The 16,184-nt window shown below is 67.8% G+C and carries 16 protein-coding genes and 1 tRNA gene; 12 read left to right on the top strand and 5 right to left on the bottom strand.

Annotation, left to right across the window (positions count from 1 at the left end):
- The first annotated feature begins 4 nt into the window (after positions 1-4).
- A complete protein-coding gene (gene hemN / locus C1926_RS13665; protein WP_108760701.1) occupies positions 5-1,414 on the top strand; it encodes an oxygen-independent coproporphyrinogen III oxidase in 1,410 nt (469 codons plus the stop codon).
- A gap of 15 nt (positions 1,415-1,429) precedes the next feature.
- On the opposite strand, the gene C1926_RS13660 is transcribed toward hemN, so the two are convergent.
- Positions 1,430-1,516: transfer RNA gene (locus tag C1926_RS13660), tRNA-Leu, on the bottom strand.
- A gap of 155 nt (positions 1,517-1,671) precedes the next feature.
- On the opposite strand from C1926_RS13660, the gene C1926_RS13655 reads away from it, so the two are divergent.
- From C1926_RS13655 to C1926_RS13635, 5 genes are all read left to right on the top strand, one after another.
- Entirely contained in the window at positions 1,672-2,655 is a 984-nt protein-coding gene (locus tag C1926_RS13655; protein ID WP_159095104.1) for a TraB/GumN family protein, read from the top strand.
- Positions 2,656-2,719: 64 nt separating this feature from the next.
- A complete protein-coding gene (locus tag C1926_RS13650; protein WP_108759534.1) occupies positions 2,720-3,166 on the top strand; it encodes a BLUF domain-containing protein in 447 nt (148 codons plus the stop codon).
- Positions 3,167-3,274: 108 nt separating this feature from the next.
- A complete protein-coding gene (locus C1926_RS13645; protein ID WP_108759533.1) occupies positions 3,275-4,561 on the top strand; it encodes a nucleotide sugar dehydrogenase in 1,287 nt (428 codons plus the stop codon).
- 43 nt (positions 4,562-4,604) lie between these two features.
- Positions 4,605-6,227, top strand: a complete 1,623-nt coding sequence (locus tag C1926_RS13640; RefSeq protein ID WP_079221413.1) for an FMN-binding glutamate synthase family protein — start codon at positions 4,605-4,607, stop codon at positions 6,225-6,227.
- An 84-nt stretch (positions 6,228-6,311) separates the two neighbouring features.
- Positions 6,312-6,773 carry a GNAT family N-acetyltransferase gene (locus C1926_RS13635; RefSeq protein ID WP_108759532.1) on the top strand — a complete coding sequence of 154 codons (462 nt, stop codon included), beginning with the start codon at positions 6,312-6,314 and terminating at the stop codon, positions 6,771-6,773.
- Between the two features lie 91 nt (positions 6,774-6,864).
- On the opposite strand, the gene C1926_RS13630 is transcribed toward C1926_RS13635, so the two are convergent.
- On the bottom strand, positions 6,865-8,112 hold the full coding sequence (locus tag C1926_RS13630; RefSeq protein WP_108759531.1) for a TIGR03862 family flavoprotein: 1,248 nt from the start codon (positions 8,110-8,112) through the stop codon (positions 6,865-6,867).
- Positions 8,099-8,533 carry an FKBP-type peptidyl-prolyl cis-trans isomerase gene (locus C1926_RS13625; protein ID WP_108759530.1) on the bottom strand — a complete coding sequence of 145 codons (435 nt, stop codon included), beginning with the start codon at positions 8,531-8,533 and terminating at the stop codon, positions 8,099-8,101. The genes C1926_RS13630 and C1926_RS13625 overlap by 14 nt, the downstream gene beginning before the upstream one ends.
- A 69-nt stretch (positions 8,534-8,602) precedes the next feature.
- Here C1926_RS13625 and C1926_RS13620 point away from each other — a divergent pair, with 69 nt between their 5' ends.
- The 4 genes from C1926_RS13620 to C1926_RS13605 all read left to right on the top strand — a co-directional run bounded on the left by C1926_RS13620 (position 8,603) and on the right by C1926_RS13605 (position 11,795).
- Positions 8,603-8,968: a DUF6164 family protein gene (locus C1926_RS13620; protein WP_108759529.1), complete on the top strand. Its 366-nt coding sequence runs from the start codon at positions 8,603-8,605 to the stop codon at positions 8,966-8,968.
- A gap of 289 nt (positions 8,969-9,257) precedes the next feature.
- The gene (locus C1926_RS13615) at positions 9,258-10,025 is read left to right on the top strand and encodes a sulfurtransferase (RefSeq protein ID WP_108759528.1); all 768 of its coding nucleotides are present in this window, start codon (positions 9,258-9,260) and stop codon (positions 10,023-10,025) included.
- Positions 10,026-10,232: 207 nt separating this feature from the next.
- Positions 10,233-11,228 (top strand): LLM class flavin-dependent oxidoreductase, encoded by a 996-nt coding sequence (locus tag C1926_RS13610; RefSeq protein ID WP_108746429.1) that lies wholly within the window; start codon positions 10,233-10,235, stop codon positions 11,226-11,228.
- 69 nt (positions 11,229-11,297) lie between these two features.
- Entirely contained in the window at positions 11,298-11,795 is a 498-nt protein-coding gene (locus C1926_RS13605; protein WP_079221420.1) for a pyridoxamine 5'-phosphate oxidase family protein, read from the top strand.
- A gap of 129 nt (positions 11,796-11,924) precedes the next feature.
- On the opposite strand, the gene C1926_RS13600 is transcribed toward C1926_RS13605, so the two are convergent.
- Together C1926_RS13600 and C1926_RS13595 are read right to left on the bottom strand one after the other, a co-directional pair.
- On the bottom strand, positions 11,925-12,596 hold the full coding sequence (locus C1926_RS13600; RefSeq protein WP_108759527.1) for an exopolysaccharide biosynthesis protein: 672 nt from the start codon (positions 12,594-12,596) through the stop codon (positions 11,925-11,927).
- Positions 12,580-13,884 (bottom strand): hemolysin family protein, encoded by a 1,305-nt coding sequence (locus C1926_RS13595; protein WP_108759526.1) that lies wholly within the window; start codon positions 13,882-13,884, stop codon positions 12,580-12,582. The genes C1926_RS13600 and C1926_RS13595 overlap by 17 nt, the downstream gene beginning before the upstream one ends.
- 292 nt (positions 13,885-14,176) lie before the next feature.
- Between C1926_RS13595 and C1926_RS13590 the strand changes: the two genes are divergently transcribed.
- Positions 14,177-14,803 (top strand): DUF47 family protein, encoded by a 627-nt coding sequence (locus tag C1926_RS13590; RefSeq protein ID WP_079221423.1) that lies wholly within the window; start codon positions 14,177-14,179, stop codon positions 14,801-14,803.
- Positions 14,804-14,816: 13 nt separating this feature from the next.
- Positions 14,817-15,938, top strand: a complete 1,122-nt coding sequence (locus C1926_RS13585; protein WP_108759525.1) for an inorganic phosphate transporter — start codon at positions 14,817-14,819, stop codon at positions 15,936-15,938.
- Positions 15,939-16,184 lie beyond the last annotated feature (246 nt).

Raw genomic sequence — 16,184 nt, 5'->3', positions numbered from 1 at the left:
CGCCATGGACACGTACTCTCCCGCTGCCGGTGGCCTGGCCTGGACCTTCGACCCCGATCTGCTGCGCCGGCATGACCGGCCGGGACCGCGCTACACCTCCTATCCGACCGCGCCGCACTTCCACGATGGGTTCGACGCGCCGGCCCTGCGCCAGGCGATCGCCGACAGCAACCAGCAGGCGCGCGCGCTGTCGCTGTACGTGCATGTGCCGTTCTGTTCCAGCCCATGTTTCTACTGCGGCTGCAACCGGGTGATCACCCGTGATCGCGGCCGTGGCCACAGCTATGTGGCGCGGGTGCTGGCTGAAGCCGACCTGCTGGCACCGCAGTTCGATGACGGGCGCGAAGTGATCCAGCTGCACCTGGGCGGCGGCACGCCCAATTTCCTCGATGCCGAGTCAATGACCACGCTGGTGGAAGGGCTGCGCAGGCGCTTCGATTTCAGTGACTCGTCACAGCGCGATTTCTCCATCGAACTGGACCCGCGTTTCATCGACGCCGGTGACGTGGCGATGCTGGCACGGCTGGGTTTCAACCGTGCCAGCTTGGGCGTGCAGGACTTCGACCCGCAGGTGCAGGAATCGATCAACCGCGTGCAGGGCGTGCGACAGACGCTGGACATCCTGCGTGCCTGCCGGGACAGCGGCATGCGCTCGGTCAACGTCGATCTGATCTACGGCCTGCCCGGCCAGAACCTGGAAGGCTTCGGTCGCACCCTGGAACTGGTGCTGGCACTGCGCCCGGACCGCCTGGCGGTGTATGGCTACGCGCATCTGCCGCACCTGTTCCGCGCGCAGCGGCAGATCGACGAACGCCGGCTGCCTTCGCCGGAAGACAAGCTGGCCCTGCTCGGGCTGGCGGTGGAGCGCCTCTCGGCTGCCGGCTACCAGTACATCGGCATGGACCACTTCGCGCTGCCCGAGGAAGACCTGTCGCGCGCGCAGCGTGCCGGCCAGCTGCATCGCAACTTCATGGGCTATACCACCCATGCCGACACCGACCTGCTGGGCCTGGGCGTCAGCGCCATCAGCCACGTGGGCGCTACCTACAGCCAGAACCCGCGTGACCTGCCATCGTGGGAAGCGGCGGTGGACCAGGGCCAGCTGCCGGTCTGGCGCGGCGTCGCGCTAAGCGAGGATGACCAGCTGCGCGCCGAGCTGATCCAGCAGCTGATGTGCCAGGGCGAGGTGGATGGGCGCGCGCTGGGCCGGCGCCATGGCGTGCAGTTCGAGGAGTACTTCGCGCAGGACCTGCAGGCCGTGCAGCGCCTGCAGCAGGACGGCCTGGCTGAATACAGCGAGGGCGTGGTGCGCACCAGTGAGCCCGGGCGGCCGCTGCTGCGCCTGCTGGCGATGTGCTTCGATCCGTATCTGCGCGCAGCGCAGGAGCAACCGCGGTATTCGCGGGCGATCTGAGGCGTGTCGCGCGCATGGTGCCCGGAGCCGGAATCGAACCGGCATGGGGTTGCCCCCGGCAGATTTTAAGTCTGATGCGTCTACCAGTTTCGCCATCCGGGCCTTGCAGCGCGCGCCGATTGTAACGGAATCGCTGCCCATGCCGGCGGATAACACCGCCTTTACGCAACCGGCGGCAGCGCTGGGTACAGTCCGCCAACTCTCCCAGGAATGGCGACATGCACGGACGTGGCAGGCGATGGATGCGGTGCGCGCTGATGTTGGCCGCGTGTCTGGTGGCCGGCCCGCTGTCGGCACAGCCGGCGCCGCCACCGGGCGAAGCGGTGGTCGACCTCGACACGGTGCAGGTGACCGGCGAACAACCCGGTCCCGGCCTGTGGAAAGTGACCGGCCCGCAGGGCCACGTGCTGTGGATCCTCGGCACGGTATCGCCGCTGCCGGCGCGCATGGAATGGCGGTCGGACGAGGTCGAACGCACCATCGCCGGCGTCGATCATGTGCTGGGTGATCCGGGCTTCGGCCTGGACGCGAAGATCGGCTTCTTCAAGGGCCTGACGCTGCTGCCGCTGGCGAAGAAGACCGCGCGTGACCCGCAGGGACGCACGCTGGACCAGGTGCTGCCTGCGCCGACCTATGCACGCTGGTCGGGGCTGAAGCAGACCTACCTGGGCAACGATCGTGGCGTGGAGAAGGATCGCCCGCTGGTGGCCTCCGGCCGGCTTTACCAGGCGTTCCTCAAGCGCAATGGCCTGCGCGACAGCAAGCAGGTCAAGGAGGCGCTCAAGCGGGCCTACAAGGCCCGCGACCTGGAACCGGAGGACGTGCAGGTCAAGCTGAAGATCGATGACCTGCGTGGTGCGCTGAAGGAACTGCAGGCCTCGGAAGTGGATGATCGTGCGTGCTTCGAACGGACGCTCGACACGGTGGAATTCCAGGCGCCGGTGCTGCGCGAGCGCGCCAATGCCTGGGCGCTGGGCGATGTCGCCGCGCTGAAGCGGCTGTCCACTTCGGCGATGGCGCAGAGCTGCCGCGAGATGCTGCAGGACTCGGAGTTCGTGCGCCGCCGCGGCTGGAGCAACCTGCCGCAGCAGGTGCGTGCGCGGTGGCTGCAGGCAGCCGACGCAGCGCTGGCAAAGCATGCGGCCACGTTTGCGACGATGCCGGTCAGCCAGCTGCTGGGTGAGGGCTACCTGGAAGAGCTGACGCAGCGTGGCTACGTGATCGAGGCACCGCCGGAATAGCCCACGCTTGAAGTCCCCGTGCTTCCTGTCATATTCCCTCGTATCGGGGGAAGGGGAGCGGGAGATGGCGTTGCATGCGTTTGCCTATGTCAGCACGGCCAGGGAAGGGCTGGAAGTGCCCGATCTCGATGCGCTGCTGGCCGACGCGACGCCCTTCAACCGCATGGCCGGCGTGACCGGTGTGCTGATGTTCGATGGCAGCCGCTTCCTGCAGTACATCGAAGGTCCGCGCGATGGCGTGGCATCGGTGCATGCGCGCATCCTCAACGCGCGCCGCCATGGCAGCATCAGCGAACTGGCCTCGGGCGACCTGCCGTCGCGCTGGTTCCCGCGCTGGACCATGGCCAACCGCATGATCGATGCGGCCACCCTGGACAGCATCGTGACCGCGCCCTGGCGGGGCTTCGACAGCGCGCCGGCATCGTGCAGCCACGGTTTCGCGCTGCTGCTGCAGGCATGGACCGGCGGCCATGGAGAACTGGAGCCGGCTGCCGTCAGCCTGGGCTCCTGAGCGGGGCGTGGCCCGCCGCCGCCGGAGCGGTTAACCTTGGCGGCCTGCTTGCCTGCCTTCGGAAATCCGGATGACCCAGACCCTGTCGCTGCCTGCGAGGCATCGCGCATGAGCGCACCCATCGGTGCTGCACAGCGGCCGCTGCCGGCCGTGATCGGGCTGGGCTACGTCGGCCTGCCGCTGGCGGTAGCCTTCGGCCGGCACATTCCTACCCTCGGCTACGACATCGACGCGGCGCGCATCGCCGAACTGGGCAGTGGCCAGGACCACACCCTGGAAATGGAGCCGGAGGAGCTGGCCGAGGCCACGCAGCTGCGCTACAGCAGCGACCCCGCGCAGCTGGATGCGTGCAACGTCTACATCGTCACCGTGCCGACGCCGATCGATGCCTACGAGCAGCCGGACCTGGAGCCGCTGCGCTCGGCCACGCGGCTGGTGGCCGGCCACCTGCGCGCCGGTGACCTGGTCATCTACGAATCCACCGTCTACCCCGGCACCACCGAGGAAGTGTGCGTTCCGCTGCTGGAAGAGGGCTCGGGGCTGCGCTTCAACGAAGATTTCTACTGCGGCTACAGCCCGGAACGGGTCAGCCCCGGTGATCGCCAGCGGCGCCTGGCCGACATCCGCAAGATCACTTCGGGCTCGACCCCGGCGGTGGCCGCGGTGGTCGATGGCCTGTACCAGCGCATCATCGCCGCCGGCACCTTCCCGGCGCCGTCGATGCGCGTGGCCGAAGCGGCCAAGGTGGTCGAGAACATCCAGCGTGACGTCAACATCGCCCTGGTCAACGAGCTGGCGCTGATCTTCGATCGCCTTGGCATCGACACCCAGGACGTGCTGGACGCTGCTGGCAGCAAGTGGAATTTCCTGCCGTTCCGCCCCGGCCTGGTCGGCGGCCACTGCATCGGCGTTGACCCGTACTACCTGCTGCATAAATCCGAGAGCGTGGGCTACCACCCGGACCTGATCCACACCGCGCGGCAGGTCAACAACCGTGTCGGCGAACACGTGGCCACGCGCGTGCTGGCGATGCTGGCCGAACGTGGCCGCGAAGCGGCGCAGTCGCGCATTCTGGTGCTGGGCGTGACCTTCAAGGAAGACTGCCCCGACCTGCGCAACAGCCGTGCGCTGGAACTGGCCCAGCGCCTGCAGTCTGCCGGTGCACAGGTGCAGGTCAGCGACCCGTGGGTGGGGCCGGCCGCGCTGGCCGATGCGGACGTGCATTGGGTGGCCGAACCGCAGGCCGGGCTTTACGACGCGGTGGTGCTGGCGGTGGCCCATGCCAGCTTCAAGACGCTGGATGAAGCGCGCATCCGTGCCCTGCTGGCGCCGGGCGGGCTGGTCTACGACGTGAAGTCGGCCTGGCCCCGCAGCGTGGTCGACGACCGCCTGTAGACACCTGCGCGGTAGACTGTGGCGGTTGCAACCGAGGAACGCCATGCACCGGTATATCGTCTACCTGCTCGCCATCCTGCTGTTTCCCCTGTGCCTGTGGCTGGCCACGATCTGGCCGGCCTGGTACTGGGGCGTCGGCCTGACCGCCGCGATGGTGGCGCTGGGCACCTGGGACCTGCTGCAGAAGCGCAGCACCCTGCGCCGCAACTATCCGGTGATGGCGCACTTCCGCTACGGCCTGGAATCGATCGGCCCGGAAATCCGCCAGTACTTCGTGCAGAGCGACCTGGAGGACGTGCCGTTCTCGCGGCAGCAGCGTGCGCTGATCTACCAGCGCTCCAAGAACGAAATGGACACCGTGCCCTTCGGCACCCTGCGCAGCACCTATGCGGTGGATTACGAGTGGATCAACCATTCGCTGGCACCCACCACCATCGCCGCGCATGATTTCCGCGTGCTGATCGGTCCCACCTGCGCCAAGCCCTATTCGGCCAGCGTGTTCAACATCTCGGCGATGAGCTTTGGTTCGCTGTCGGCCAACGCGATCCGCGCGCTGAACGAAGGCGCGCGCCGCGGCGGCTTCTACCATGACACCGGCGAGGGCTCGATTTCGCCCTACCACCGCGAGATGGGGGGCGACCTGGTCTGGGAAATCGGCTCGGGCTACTTCGGCTGCCGCGACGAGAAGGGCGGTTTCAGCGAAGAGCGCTTCATCGCCAATGCCACCCAGGATCAGGTCAGGATGATCGAGATCAAGTTGTCGCAGGGCGCCAAGCCCGGCCACGGCGGCGTGCTGCCGGCACCGAAGGTGACCGCCGAGATCTCTGCCACCCGCGGCGTGCCGATGGGCGTGGACTGCGTGTCGCCCTCGCGCCATTCGGCGTTCTCCACGCCGGTGGAGCTGCTGCAGTTCGTGGCCCGCCTGCGCGAGCTGTCCGGTGGCAAGCCGGTCGGCTTCAAGCTGGCCATCGGCCATCCGTGGGAATGGTTCGGCATCGCCAAGGCCATGCAGGAAACCGGCCTGCTGCCTGATTTCATCGTGGTCGATGGCGCCGAAGGTGGCACCGGTGCGGCCCCGGCCGAGTTCGTCGACCATGTGGGCGTGCCGATGCACGAGGCGTTGCTGCTGGTGCACAACACCCTGGTCGGCCTGGACCTGCGCGAGCGCATCCGCATCGGTGCGGCCGGCAAGATCACCAGCGCGTTTGAAATCGCCCGCACCATCGCGCTCGGTGCGGACTGGTGCAATGCCGGCCGCGGCTTCATGTTCGCCCTGGGCTGCATCCAGTCGCTGAGCTGCCACACCGACAAGTGCCCGACCGGCATCGCCACCCAGAACCCGGCGCGCTGGAAGCACCTGGATGCGCCGGACAAGGCCACGCGCGTGCACAGCTACCACGAGCACACGCTGCATGCGCTGAAGGAGCTGCTGTGCGCCGCCGGCCTCAACGACCCGGCCGAGCTTGGCCCGGAGCACATCCTGCGTCGCGTTTCGCCTGTCGAGATCCGTTCGCTGGCCTCGCTGTACCGCTACCTGGAACCGGGCGAGCTGCTGCATAAAGTGCCGGACCACGCAGTGTTCCACTCGTTCTGGGCCGAAGCGCGCAGTGATTCGTTCCAGCCGCCGCCGCGCATCCAGGCGTTGCGCGCGAGCAAATCACGGTAACCGCTGTTGTAGAGTCGAGCCATGCTCGACTGCTTCTATTGATCGAAAAGCAGTCGAGCAAGCTCGACTCTACGGAGATGCATCATGCAGTTCAGGACCGGCGCGGCCGATGACGTAGCGGTGCTGTGGGCACTGCGCACGCGCTGCGTGCGCGAAACCTGCAGCAGCCATTACCCACCCGACGTGATTGCACCCTGGTCGGCCTCGCCGCCGCCGGCGCAGTACGCGCGCCTGCTGGCGCAGGGCGGCTGCGTGGTGGCCGAGGACAGTCAGGGCGGCCTGCTGGGGTTTGGCGTGTTCGATGCCGAAGGCAATGAGGTCGATGCGCTGTTCGTCGATCCGGACAGGGGCGGGCAGGGCATCGGCCAGGCGCTGATGCAGCGCTTGCTGGCACTGGCTGACCCCGCGCGCGACGTGGTGCTGTCGGCATCGCTCAATGCGGTGCCGTTCTACCAGCGCCAGGGGTTCATCGCCGGAAATGAGGAGGCCTACCCACACCCCAGCGGCGTAGCCCTGGCCTCGGTACGCATGCACCGGAAACTGTAGAGCCGAGCCCACGCTCGGCTTTTGTAGAGTCGAGCCATGCTCGACTGCTGTTGATTGCAGTCGAGCATGGCCCGACTCTACAAAACCCGGGTCAGCGCCCGGCAAGCCACGCGATGACGCCTTCGGCCGCGCGCAAACCACTGGCATAGCACGCCGTCAGCAGGTAACCGCCGGTCGGCGCTTCCCAGTCCAGCATCTCGCCGGCACAGAACACGCCGGGCAGGGTGCGCACCATCAGGTCATCATCCAGCGCCTGCAGGCGCACGCCGCCAGCGGTGCTGATCACCTCGACCATCGGCCGCGGGCGCAGCAGGCGCAACGGCAAGCGCTTCAGCGTGGTTGCCACGGCCGGCAGATCGTTGCCGGCCTCCTTGCCCAGGATCTCGAACACCAGTGCGGCTTTCACCGCATCCAGTCCGGCCTGGCGGCGCAGGTGCTCGCCGAAGCTGCGGCCCTTGCGCGGGCGCGACAGGTCGGCCAGCAGGCGCGCTTCATCGCGGCCCGGCACCAGATCCAGCCACAGGGTGGCGTGGCCCTCACGGTTGATGGTCTCGCGCAGGTCCGCAGCCAGGGCGTAGACCAGGCTGCCTTCGATGCCGTATTCGCTGGCCACGCATTCGCCCTGCTGCGACTGCGGTTGGCCCTGCAGGTCGATCCAGTGCGCGACCACCGCCTTCAGCGGTGCACCGGCATTGCGCTGGGCAAAGAACGGGGTCCAGTCCACGTCGAAGCCGCAGTTGGCCGATTGCAGCGGGGCGATGTCCACGCCGCGCGCCTGCAACGGCGCGACCCAGGCGCCATCGCTGCCCAGTTGCGGCCAGCTGCCGCCGCCCAGCGCCAGCACGGTGGCGTCGGCGTGCACGTCCACCGGGCCGTCGGCGGTGCTGAAGCACAACGCGCCATCATCGCTCCAGCCCGTCCAGCGGTGGTTGGCGTGCAGGCGCACGCCCTGATCCTTCAGCCGCCGTACCCAGCCGCGCAGCAGCGGCGCCGCCTTGCGGTCGACCGGGAACACGCGGCCGGAACTGCCCACATAGGTCTCCACGCCGAAGCCGGCCGCCCAGTCACGCAGCGCCTGCGCGTCGAAGCCGTCCAGCCAGCGGCCGACCGCGGCGGGCTGCTCGCGGTAGCGGCTGTCGAACAACGGCCGCGGGTCGGAATGGGTCAGGTTGAGACCGCCCTTGCCGGCAATGAGGAACTTGCGGCCGGGCGAGCCCTTGGCTTCGTACAGGTCCACGTCCAGCCCCGCCGCGCGCAGGCGCTCGGCGGCGAACAGTCCGGCCGGGCCGCCACCGATGACGGCGACCCGGCGCGGCGGTGCGGCATTACGGTTTGACATCGAGCAGCTCGACATCGAACACCAGCGAGGAACCGGCCGGGATCGGGCCGACGCTGCGGTCGCCATAGCCATAGGCCGGCGGGATCATCAGGGTGCGCTTGCCGCCCACCTTCATGCCGGCCACGCCTTCATCCCAGCCACGGATGACCTGGCCAGCGCCGAGGGTGAAGGTGAACGGTTCGCCGCGGCCGACCGAGCTGTCGAAGGTCTTGCCGTGCTTGCTTTCGGTGCGCTGGTCGTAGATCCAGCCGGTGTAGTGCACGCTCACCTTCTGCCCGGGCACGGCTTCGGCGCCGGTACCGACCTGGGTGTCGATGCGCTCGAAGGTGGCCAGGGTGCCACCCGGCGGCGGACCGGACGGTTCGCGGGCACAGCCGGCGGCGACAAGGGACAGCAGCAGGGGAAGCAGCAGGCGGCGCATCGGCGTCTCCGGGATGGGCGGTGTCGGGGGCGGCAAGGGTAGCGCATCAGCGCCGGGTATCATGGTGGCATGGCCAAACTCCTGCTCAATCTCCGCAACGTCGGTGACGACGAATACGCCGATGTATGCACGCTGCTGGACCAGCATGGCATCGCCTGGTACCGCACCGAACCCAGCCCGTGGGGCATTTCCAACGGCGGCCTGTGGCTGAGCGAGGATGGCGACCAGCCGCGGGCGAAGGCGCTGATGGCCGACTACCAGGCGGCGCGCGGGGTGCGCGTGCGCGCCGAGCGCGAGCAGGCACTGCGCGAGGGCACGGCCGAGACATTCGGCAGCCTGCTGCGGCGTCGGCCGGTGTTCGTGGTGCTGGTGTTGCTGGGCATGATCGTGGCGGCGGCGCTGGTGCTGCTGCCGTTCGTGCTGTTGCGGGGGTAGGGGTTTTCCTGCCGGGTTGCACCCGGCACCCGCCGAAACAAGGTCAACGGCAACGTCAAAAGCCCAGCTTCACTGGGAGGGCGGGGCGGTGTGGGCAGGCGGGGGACGGCAAAAACTGCTCCTGCGTGCCTCGTAGAGCGCCATCCATGGCGCTCTGCGCCCCCGCCAGCCCACACCGCCCCGCCCCTGACAGGTTATGGGTATCTGCCGGGGTCGGATCCCTCCGCCGCGCGGAGGGCTCTGACCCCCTGAATCTGTCCATGCGGCCGACAGGCGCTAAAATGGCGGGATGATCGCCAATACCGCTGCCTACCATTTCGCCGTCATCGACGCCCCCCAGGCCCTGTGCGACCAGCTGCTGGCGCGCGCCGAGGCGGCGGAGCTGCGCGGAACCATCCTGGTGGCGAGCGAGGGCCTGAACCTGTTCCTGGCCGGGGCGCCGGAGGCGATCGAGGATTTCTACGCCGCCCTGCATGCCGATGCGCGCTTTGCCGGCATGCGGGTCAAGACCAGCTTCAGCGAGCACCAGCCGTTCGCGCGCCTGAAGGCGAAGGTGAAGGACGAGATCATCAGCTTCCGCCGCGATGACGGCCAGCCGCTGGAGTACCCGCGCGCGCCGGCCGTGGACCCGGCCACCGTGCAGCGCTGGCTGCGCCAGGGCCACGACGATGCAGGCAAGCCGGTGGTGATGCTCGACACGCGCAACCTGCAGGAAGTGGAGTACGGCACGTTCAAGGACGCACTGGTGCTGCCCATCCACAAGTTCACCGATCTGCCGGAGGCCCTGGCGCCACACCGCGAGGCGCTGAAGGACAGCACCGTGGTCAGCTTCTGCACCGGTGGCATCCGCTGCGAGAAGGCCGCCCTGTGGATGCTCAACGACGGCGTGGACAACGTGCTTCAGCTTGACGGCGGGATCCTTGGTTACTTCGAGGAGGTCGGCGGCGAGGGCTACGAGGGCCGCTGTTTCGTGTTCGATGAGCGCGTGGCGCTGGATGCCGCGCTGCAGCCGATGGTGGACGAGCCGCTGGCCGAGCCGCGCCCGAGCGCGTTCTGACCGCGCTTCGGCTGACCACGCTTCGGTAGAGCCGGCCGCTGGCCGGCTGCTTTTCACCGCCCAACGGCAGCCGAGCATGGGCTCGGCTCTACAAGGCCCGGCGGGCCCTGGACCCATCCCGCAGGAATCAGCATCCTGCCACCGTCACTGGCCGTGGCCCCGTCCCGACCCCATGCAAGGGGACATCCTGTGACGGAAATACGCCTGATGATCCCGTTGTCGATCCTCGACCTGGCCCCGGTCTGCGAGGGCAGCGATACCACCGCCGCCTTCGCCAACATGCTGGAACTGGCCCAGCACGCCGATGCGCTGGGCTACCGCCGCTACTGGCTGGCCGAACACCACAACATGCCCGGCATCGCCAGCGCGGCCACTGCCGTGCTGATCGGCCACGTGGCCGGCGGCACGAAGCGCATCCGCGTCGGTTCCGGCGGCATCATGCTGCCCAACCACGCGCCGCTGCAGGTGGCCGAGCAGTTCGGCACGCTGGCCTCGCTGTACCCCGACCGCATCGACCTGGGCCTGGGCCGTGCACCTGGCACCGACCAGCCCACTGCGCGCGCCCTGCGCCGCTATTTCGACAGCGCCGACCAGTTCCCGCAGGACGTGCGCGAGCTGCTGCATTACTTTGAACCGGTGCAGCCCGGCCAGGCCGTGCAGGCCGTGCCCGGTGGTGGCCTGCGGGTGCCGACCTGGATCCTCGGTTCCAGTCTGTTCGGTGCGCGCATGGCCGCCTCGATGGGCCTTCCGTATGCCTTTGCCTCGCATTTCGCGCCCGACTCGATGGACGAAGCCCTGGCGGTCTATCGCCGCGAATTCCGCCCCTCGGCCACGCTCAAGCAGCCGCACGCGATGCTGGCGTTGAATGTCGTGGCCAGTGACAGTGAGGCCGAATCGCGCCGCTTGTTCACCAGCCAGCAGCAGAGCTTCGTCAACCTGCGCCGCGGCCGCCCGGGCAGGATCCCGGCGCCGATCGACGATATCGAAACCTTCTGGGAACCGCACGAGAAGCTGGGCGTGGAACGCGCGCTGGCCTGCACCGTGCTGGGCGATCCGCAGCAGGTGGCCGAAGGCATCGCCGCGTTCGTTGATCGCCACACGCCCGACGAACTGATGCTGACCGCCAACCTGTACGACCACCGCGCGCGCCTGCGCTCGTTCGAGCTGGCCATGCAGGCCTGGCATGCCCGCCACGCGGGCTGAACATCTGCATCACGGCGCATTGCACCCGCGCCGGGTCTGATGGGGGCTCCTCATTCCGGAGCCCCCGCCATGGCCGATACCCGCGCCGAACACATTGCCCAGCTGGCCGAACTGATCAAGGACGTGGAGGTGGCGATGTTCACCACCGTCGGCGTCGATGGCCGCCTGTACAGCCGCCCGCTGGGCACCCAGCAGGTCGCCTTCGATGGCGACCTCTGGTTCGCCACCGCCGCCGACAGCCCGAAGGTGGCCGAGATCGCGCTCAATCCCCGGGTCAACGTGGCCTATGCCTCGGCGTCGAAGAACACCTACGTGTCGGTGGCCGGGCGCGCGCGCATCGTCGATGACCGGGCGAAGATCGAGGAGCTGTGGTCGCCGCCGATGAAGTTGTTCTTCCCCGGCGGCAAGGATGACCCGAACCTGCGGCTGATCCACGTGCGCGCCGATTCGGCCGAATACTGGGATGGCCCCGGCACGCTGCTGGGCAAGGCGCTGAGCTTCGTGCTGTCGGCGGTGCAGGACGAGCCGGCGCAGCTGGGCGACAACGGGTTCATAGACCTGCGCTGAGCAATTCCGCCGGGCATGGCCCGGCGCTACCACGCGGCAGGTAATTCCGCCGGGCATGGCCCGGCGCTACCGGGCGAGGTGTGTGTGGGGTAGCGCCGGGCCATGCCCGGCGAGCGCAGCGGGCGGTACTCAGAACCAGCGCTGGAACAGCTCCACCGTATAGCCCACCAGCTGCCCCGAGCTGAAGCCGAAGAAGGCGATGGCCACCACGCCGGCAATCCAGTTGAACAGCATCAGCGCGCCATCGCGTTCCAGCAGCGCCAGTGCGAACAGCAGCAGCTGGAAGCCGAACAGGAAGTTGGTGAACGGGATCGGCAGCGACAGCAGCACGCCCAGCAGGACCAGCAGCAGGCCGGTGAATGCATGCGCCGGCAGCGGAACCAGCAGTTGCGGCATGCGCGGCGAGAGCATGCGGTCCAGCCGCCGCAGCGGCCGGTCGATGCGGTCCAGGAAGGTGTGCATGGTGCCGCGCTTCGGCCCGCGCCGGGCGATGAAGCCCGGCAGCCAGGGCTTGCGCCGGCAGAACAGCATCTGCAGGCCGATCAAAACCACCAGCGGCCCGCTGACCGCGCCGCCCATGCCCGGAATCGGGATGAAGGAGGGCAGGATGGCCACGAACAGGAACACGCCGAAGGCGCTCTGCTGCAGGTCCTTGAGAATCTGCCCGAGGGGCATGTGCTCGGCCGGGTCACCGGAAGCGAACATCGCCAGCAGGGTACGGATGCCCTCGTTGCGGTAGATCGGGCGCTGCTCGCCCGATCCGTCGTCCGGCACGTGGTTCGGATCAGGCGGTGAGCTCATCGGCCTGCTCGTCGGACAGGGTGCGCAGCAGCAGCTTGTCCACGCGCGCACCGTCCAGATCGACCACCTCGAAGCGCCAGCCGGCCCAGTCGAAATACTCGCCCGCATGCGGGATGCGGCCGAAGTAATGGATGCACATGCCGGCCAGCGTGTAGTAGTCGCCGTCCTGGGCATCGGGCAGTTCGTTGCTGCCGATCAGCTCGCGCAGGTCCTCGATCGGCAGCGAGCCGTCCACCAGCAGCGAGCCGTCCTCGCGGGTCACCACCAGGGCGTCCTCGTCGGCGTTTTCCACCGCCTGCAGGCGGCCGACCACCGCGCCCATCAGGTCGCTGATGGTCACCAGGCCCTGGATCTCGCCGTACTCGTCCACCACCAGCGCCATCGACTGCTGTTCCTCGCGGAAGATCTCCAGCAGCTTCATCGCGTGGGTGGATTCGGAAACGTACAGCGGCTCGCGCAGGGTCTGGAACAGCGCGTTGTCACCGCGCGCCATGCGCGTGGCCAGTGATTTCAGTTCCAGGATGCCGACCACGTCCATGTCGTTGTCGCGCAGGACCGGGTACCGCGAGAACTCGTGCTCGGCCATGATTTCCAGGTTGCGCTCCAGGCCGGCCTGGGTGTCGAGCCAGGCGATCCGGTTGCGCGGGGTCATCAGGCTGTCGGCGGTACGGTCGCCCAGGCGCATGACGCGGTTCATCATGTCGCGCTCGTGGGTATCGATCACGCCGGCCTCGTGGCTCTCGGCCACCAGCATGCGGATCTCTTCTTCGGTCACCTGGGCGGCTTCGTCCTGGCCCAGGCCCATCACCTTCAACATCAGCTGGGTGGTCTTGGACAGCAGCCAGACGAAGGGCAGGGCCAGCTTGGCCAGCCAGCTCATCGGCATGGCCACCAGGCCGGCGATGGCTTCCGACCGGGTCAGGGCCAGGCGCTTGGGGACCAGCTCGCCGAAGATCAGGGTGATGAAGGTGATCAGGCTGACCGCCAGCACGGTGCCGATCTTGCCGGCATAGGCGAAGCCGGGCATCAGCCCCTCGATCCATCCGCCGAAGGCTTCGCCCAGCGCTTCACCGCCCAGATAGCCGGTCAGGACGCCGATGACCGTGATGCCGATCTGCACGGTGGACAGGAAGCTTTCCGGCTTCTCGGAGAGCTCCAGCGCCTTGGCGGCCCGCTTGGAGGTGGCGGCCATCTGCTTCAGGCGGCTCTTGCGCGAGGTCATGACCGACATCTCGGACATGGCGAAGAAGCCGTTCAGCAGAACAAGCGCGAAAACAATCAGGATCATTTCAAACACGGGCGTCGTCCCCGGTTGGTGGCAGGGAGGGCGGGTGCTTGCAGTGGCGGCAGGCGCTCAGGAACAGGGTCCGGCGCGGCGCAGGGGGGTAAGGGTCGTCGTCCATAAGGTGCGCCCGGGGGCGCGCTGGCATCTTAGCAAACGGCCATGGCTGGGTGGCAACTGCCTGTTCAGGTTGAGGGTTCCCACCCCCTTGTCGGGGGCGGGGATACCCGGAATGGTCATCTAGCCGTCATAATTCGTCCTGGTGCCGTCCTTCCCGCGACGGCTGACAGGTTTCTCAATGTTCTCTCTGCAGACCATTTTCGGTTCCGGCAAACAGTTCTACACCCTGCTCGATGAGGCTGCCGTCGCGGCCAACGACGCCGCCAAGGCACTGCATTCCATGCTGCGCGAAGCCGATCGCCAGCCGGCGCTGGACGCCTTCAAGCTGGCCCGCCTGCGCGAGCGCGCGGCCTCGGACAAGATCAGCCAGGCCCTGGTGGACAGCTTCATGACCCCGATCGAGCGCGAGGACATCGAGGCGCTGGGTTCGGCGCTGTACAAGATCCCGAAGCAGATCGAGAAGTTCGCCGATCGCTATTCGCTGGCCACGACCCACCTGGAGCACATCGACTTCGCGCCGCGCGCGGCGATGCTGGAACAGGCTGCCGGCGTGGTGGTGGAGATGGTGGCCGACCTGCGCCACATGAACCTGGACCGCATGACCGCGCTCAACGAGAAGCTGCGTTCGCTGGAGAACGAGGCCGACCGCCTGATGCTCGAGCTGTACCGCGACATCTACTCGGGCCGCCTGGACAACCTGCAGATGTTCCTGCTGAAGGAATTCTTCGAGATCCTGGAAAAGGCCATCGACCGCTGCCGCGAGGCTGGCGTCGTGGCGTACCAGATCGTGTTGAAGAACAGCTGACGGACGCCGCCGCATGTTGACCCTTGTCCTGGTAGTGATCCTGGCCGCGCTCGTCTTCGAGTTCATCAACGGCTTCCACGACACTGCCAATTCCATTGCCACCGTGGTGGCGACCAAGGTGCTCTCGCCCGGCTGGGCGGTGATGCTGGCGGCGGGCATGAACCTGCTCGGCGCGCTCACCGGCACCGCGGTCGCGCTCACCATCGCCTCGGGCCTGCTCAACACCAACGTCGTGGATGTCACCCCGCAGGTGATCCTCTGCGCGTTGCTGGGCGGCATCATCTGGAACCTGATCACGTGGTGGAAGGGCCTGCCGTCCTCCTCCTCGCACGCCCTGATCGGCGGCCTGTGCGGTGCCGGCCTGGCCGCGGCCCACAACAACTGGGACGCGCTGATCTGGTCCGAGCGCCTGGGCAGCTGGGCGCAGAACAAGGGCCTGCTGTGGAAGGTGTTCGTGCCGATGATCACCTCGCCGATCGCCGGTTTCCTGCTCGGCATCGTGGTGATGGTGCTGCTGTGGGGCCTGATCGCCGGCCTGGCCAAGATCGGTGGTGCCATCGGCCGCCTGGCCCGCCCGCGCATCGTCAATGCGTTCTTCGGCAAGGCCCAGATCGCTTCGGCGGCCTACATGGGCTTTGCCCACGGCCACAACGACGCGCAGAAGACCATGGGCATCATCGCCATGACGCTGATCGGTGCCGAAGCCACCGGTGCGTTGAACGACCTGCCGTCGTGGCTGGCCTTCATGCACCCGGACGCGCACGCCGGTGACGGCATCGCGATGTGGATCGTGCTGACCTGTGCGGTGGTGATGGCTGCCGGTACCGCCTCGGGCGGCTGGAAGATCATCAAGACGCTGGGCCACAAGATGGTCAAGCTGCACCCGATCCACGGCTTCGCCGCGGAGACCAGCTCGGCCACGATCCTGACCATGGCCGCCCACTTCGGCATGCCGGTCTCGACCACCCACAGCATCTCCACCGCCATCATGGGCGTCGGCTTCGCCAAGAACCCGCGTTCGCTGAAGTTCGGCGTGATCGAGCGCATCGTCTGGGCCTGGATCCTCACGATCCCCGCCGCCGGCGGCTGCGCGTACCTGATCCTGAAGCTGTTCGAGCTGTTCGGCTGGACCTGAGGCCAGCAGCCCGATAAACGAAAAAGCCCGCCGGATTCCGGCGGGCTTTTTTCATGGGCAAGGGATTCTTCCGTGCCCATCGTGTCGACCAAGGTCGACACCTACCAGGGCGGAACCAGGGACGAATGCCGTGCCGACCAACGGTCGGCACCCACCACCAGCCAGCGCCCGGAAACCCGCCAACCCACGGATATCCTGCTGTTGCTTTTGAGGTTGCCGGCCAGCGGCCGGCACTACCGCGGGTGC

Source organism: Stenotrophomonas sp. ZAC14A_NAIMI4_1 (genome assembly GCF_003086915.1).
GTDB lineage: Bacteria > Pseudomonadota > Gammaproteobacteria > Xanthomonadales > Xanthomonadaceae > Stenotrophomonas.
This window is presented reverse-complemented; position numbering and strand designations above follow the sequence as displayed.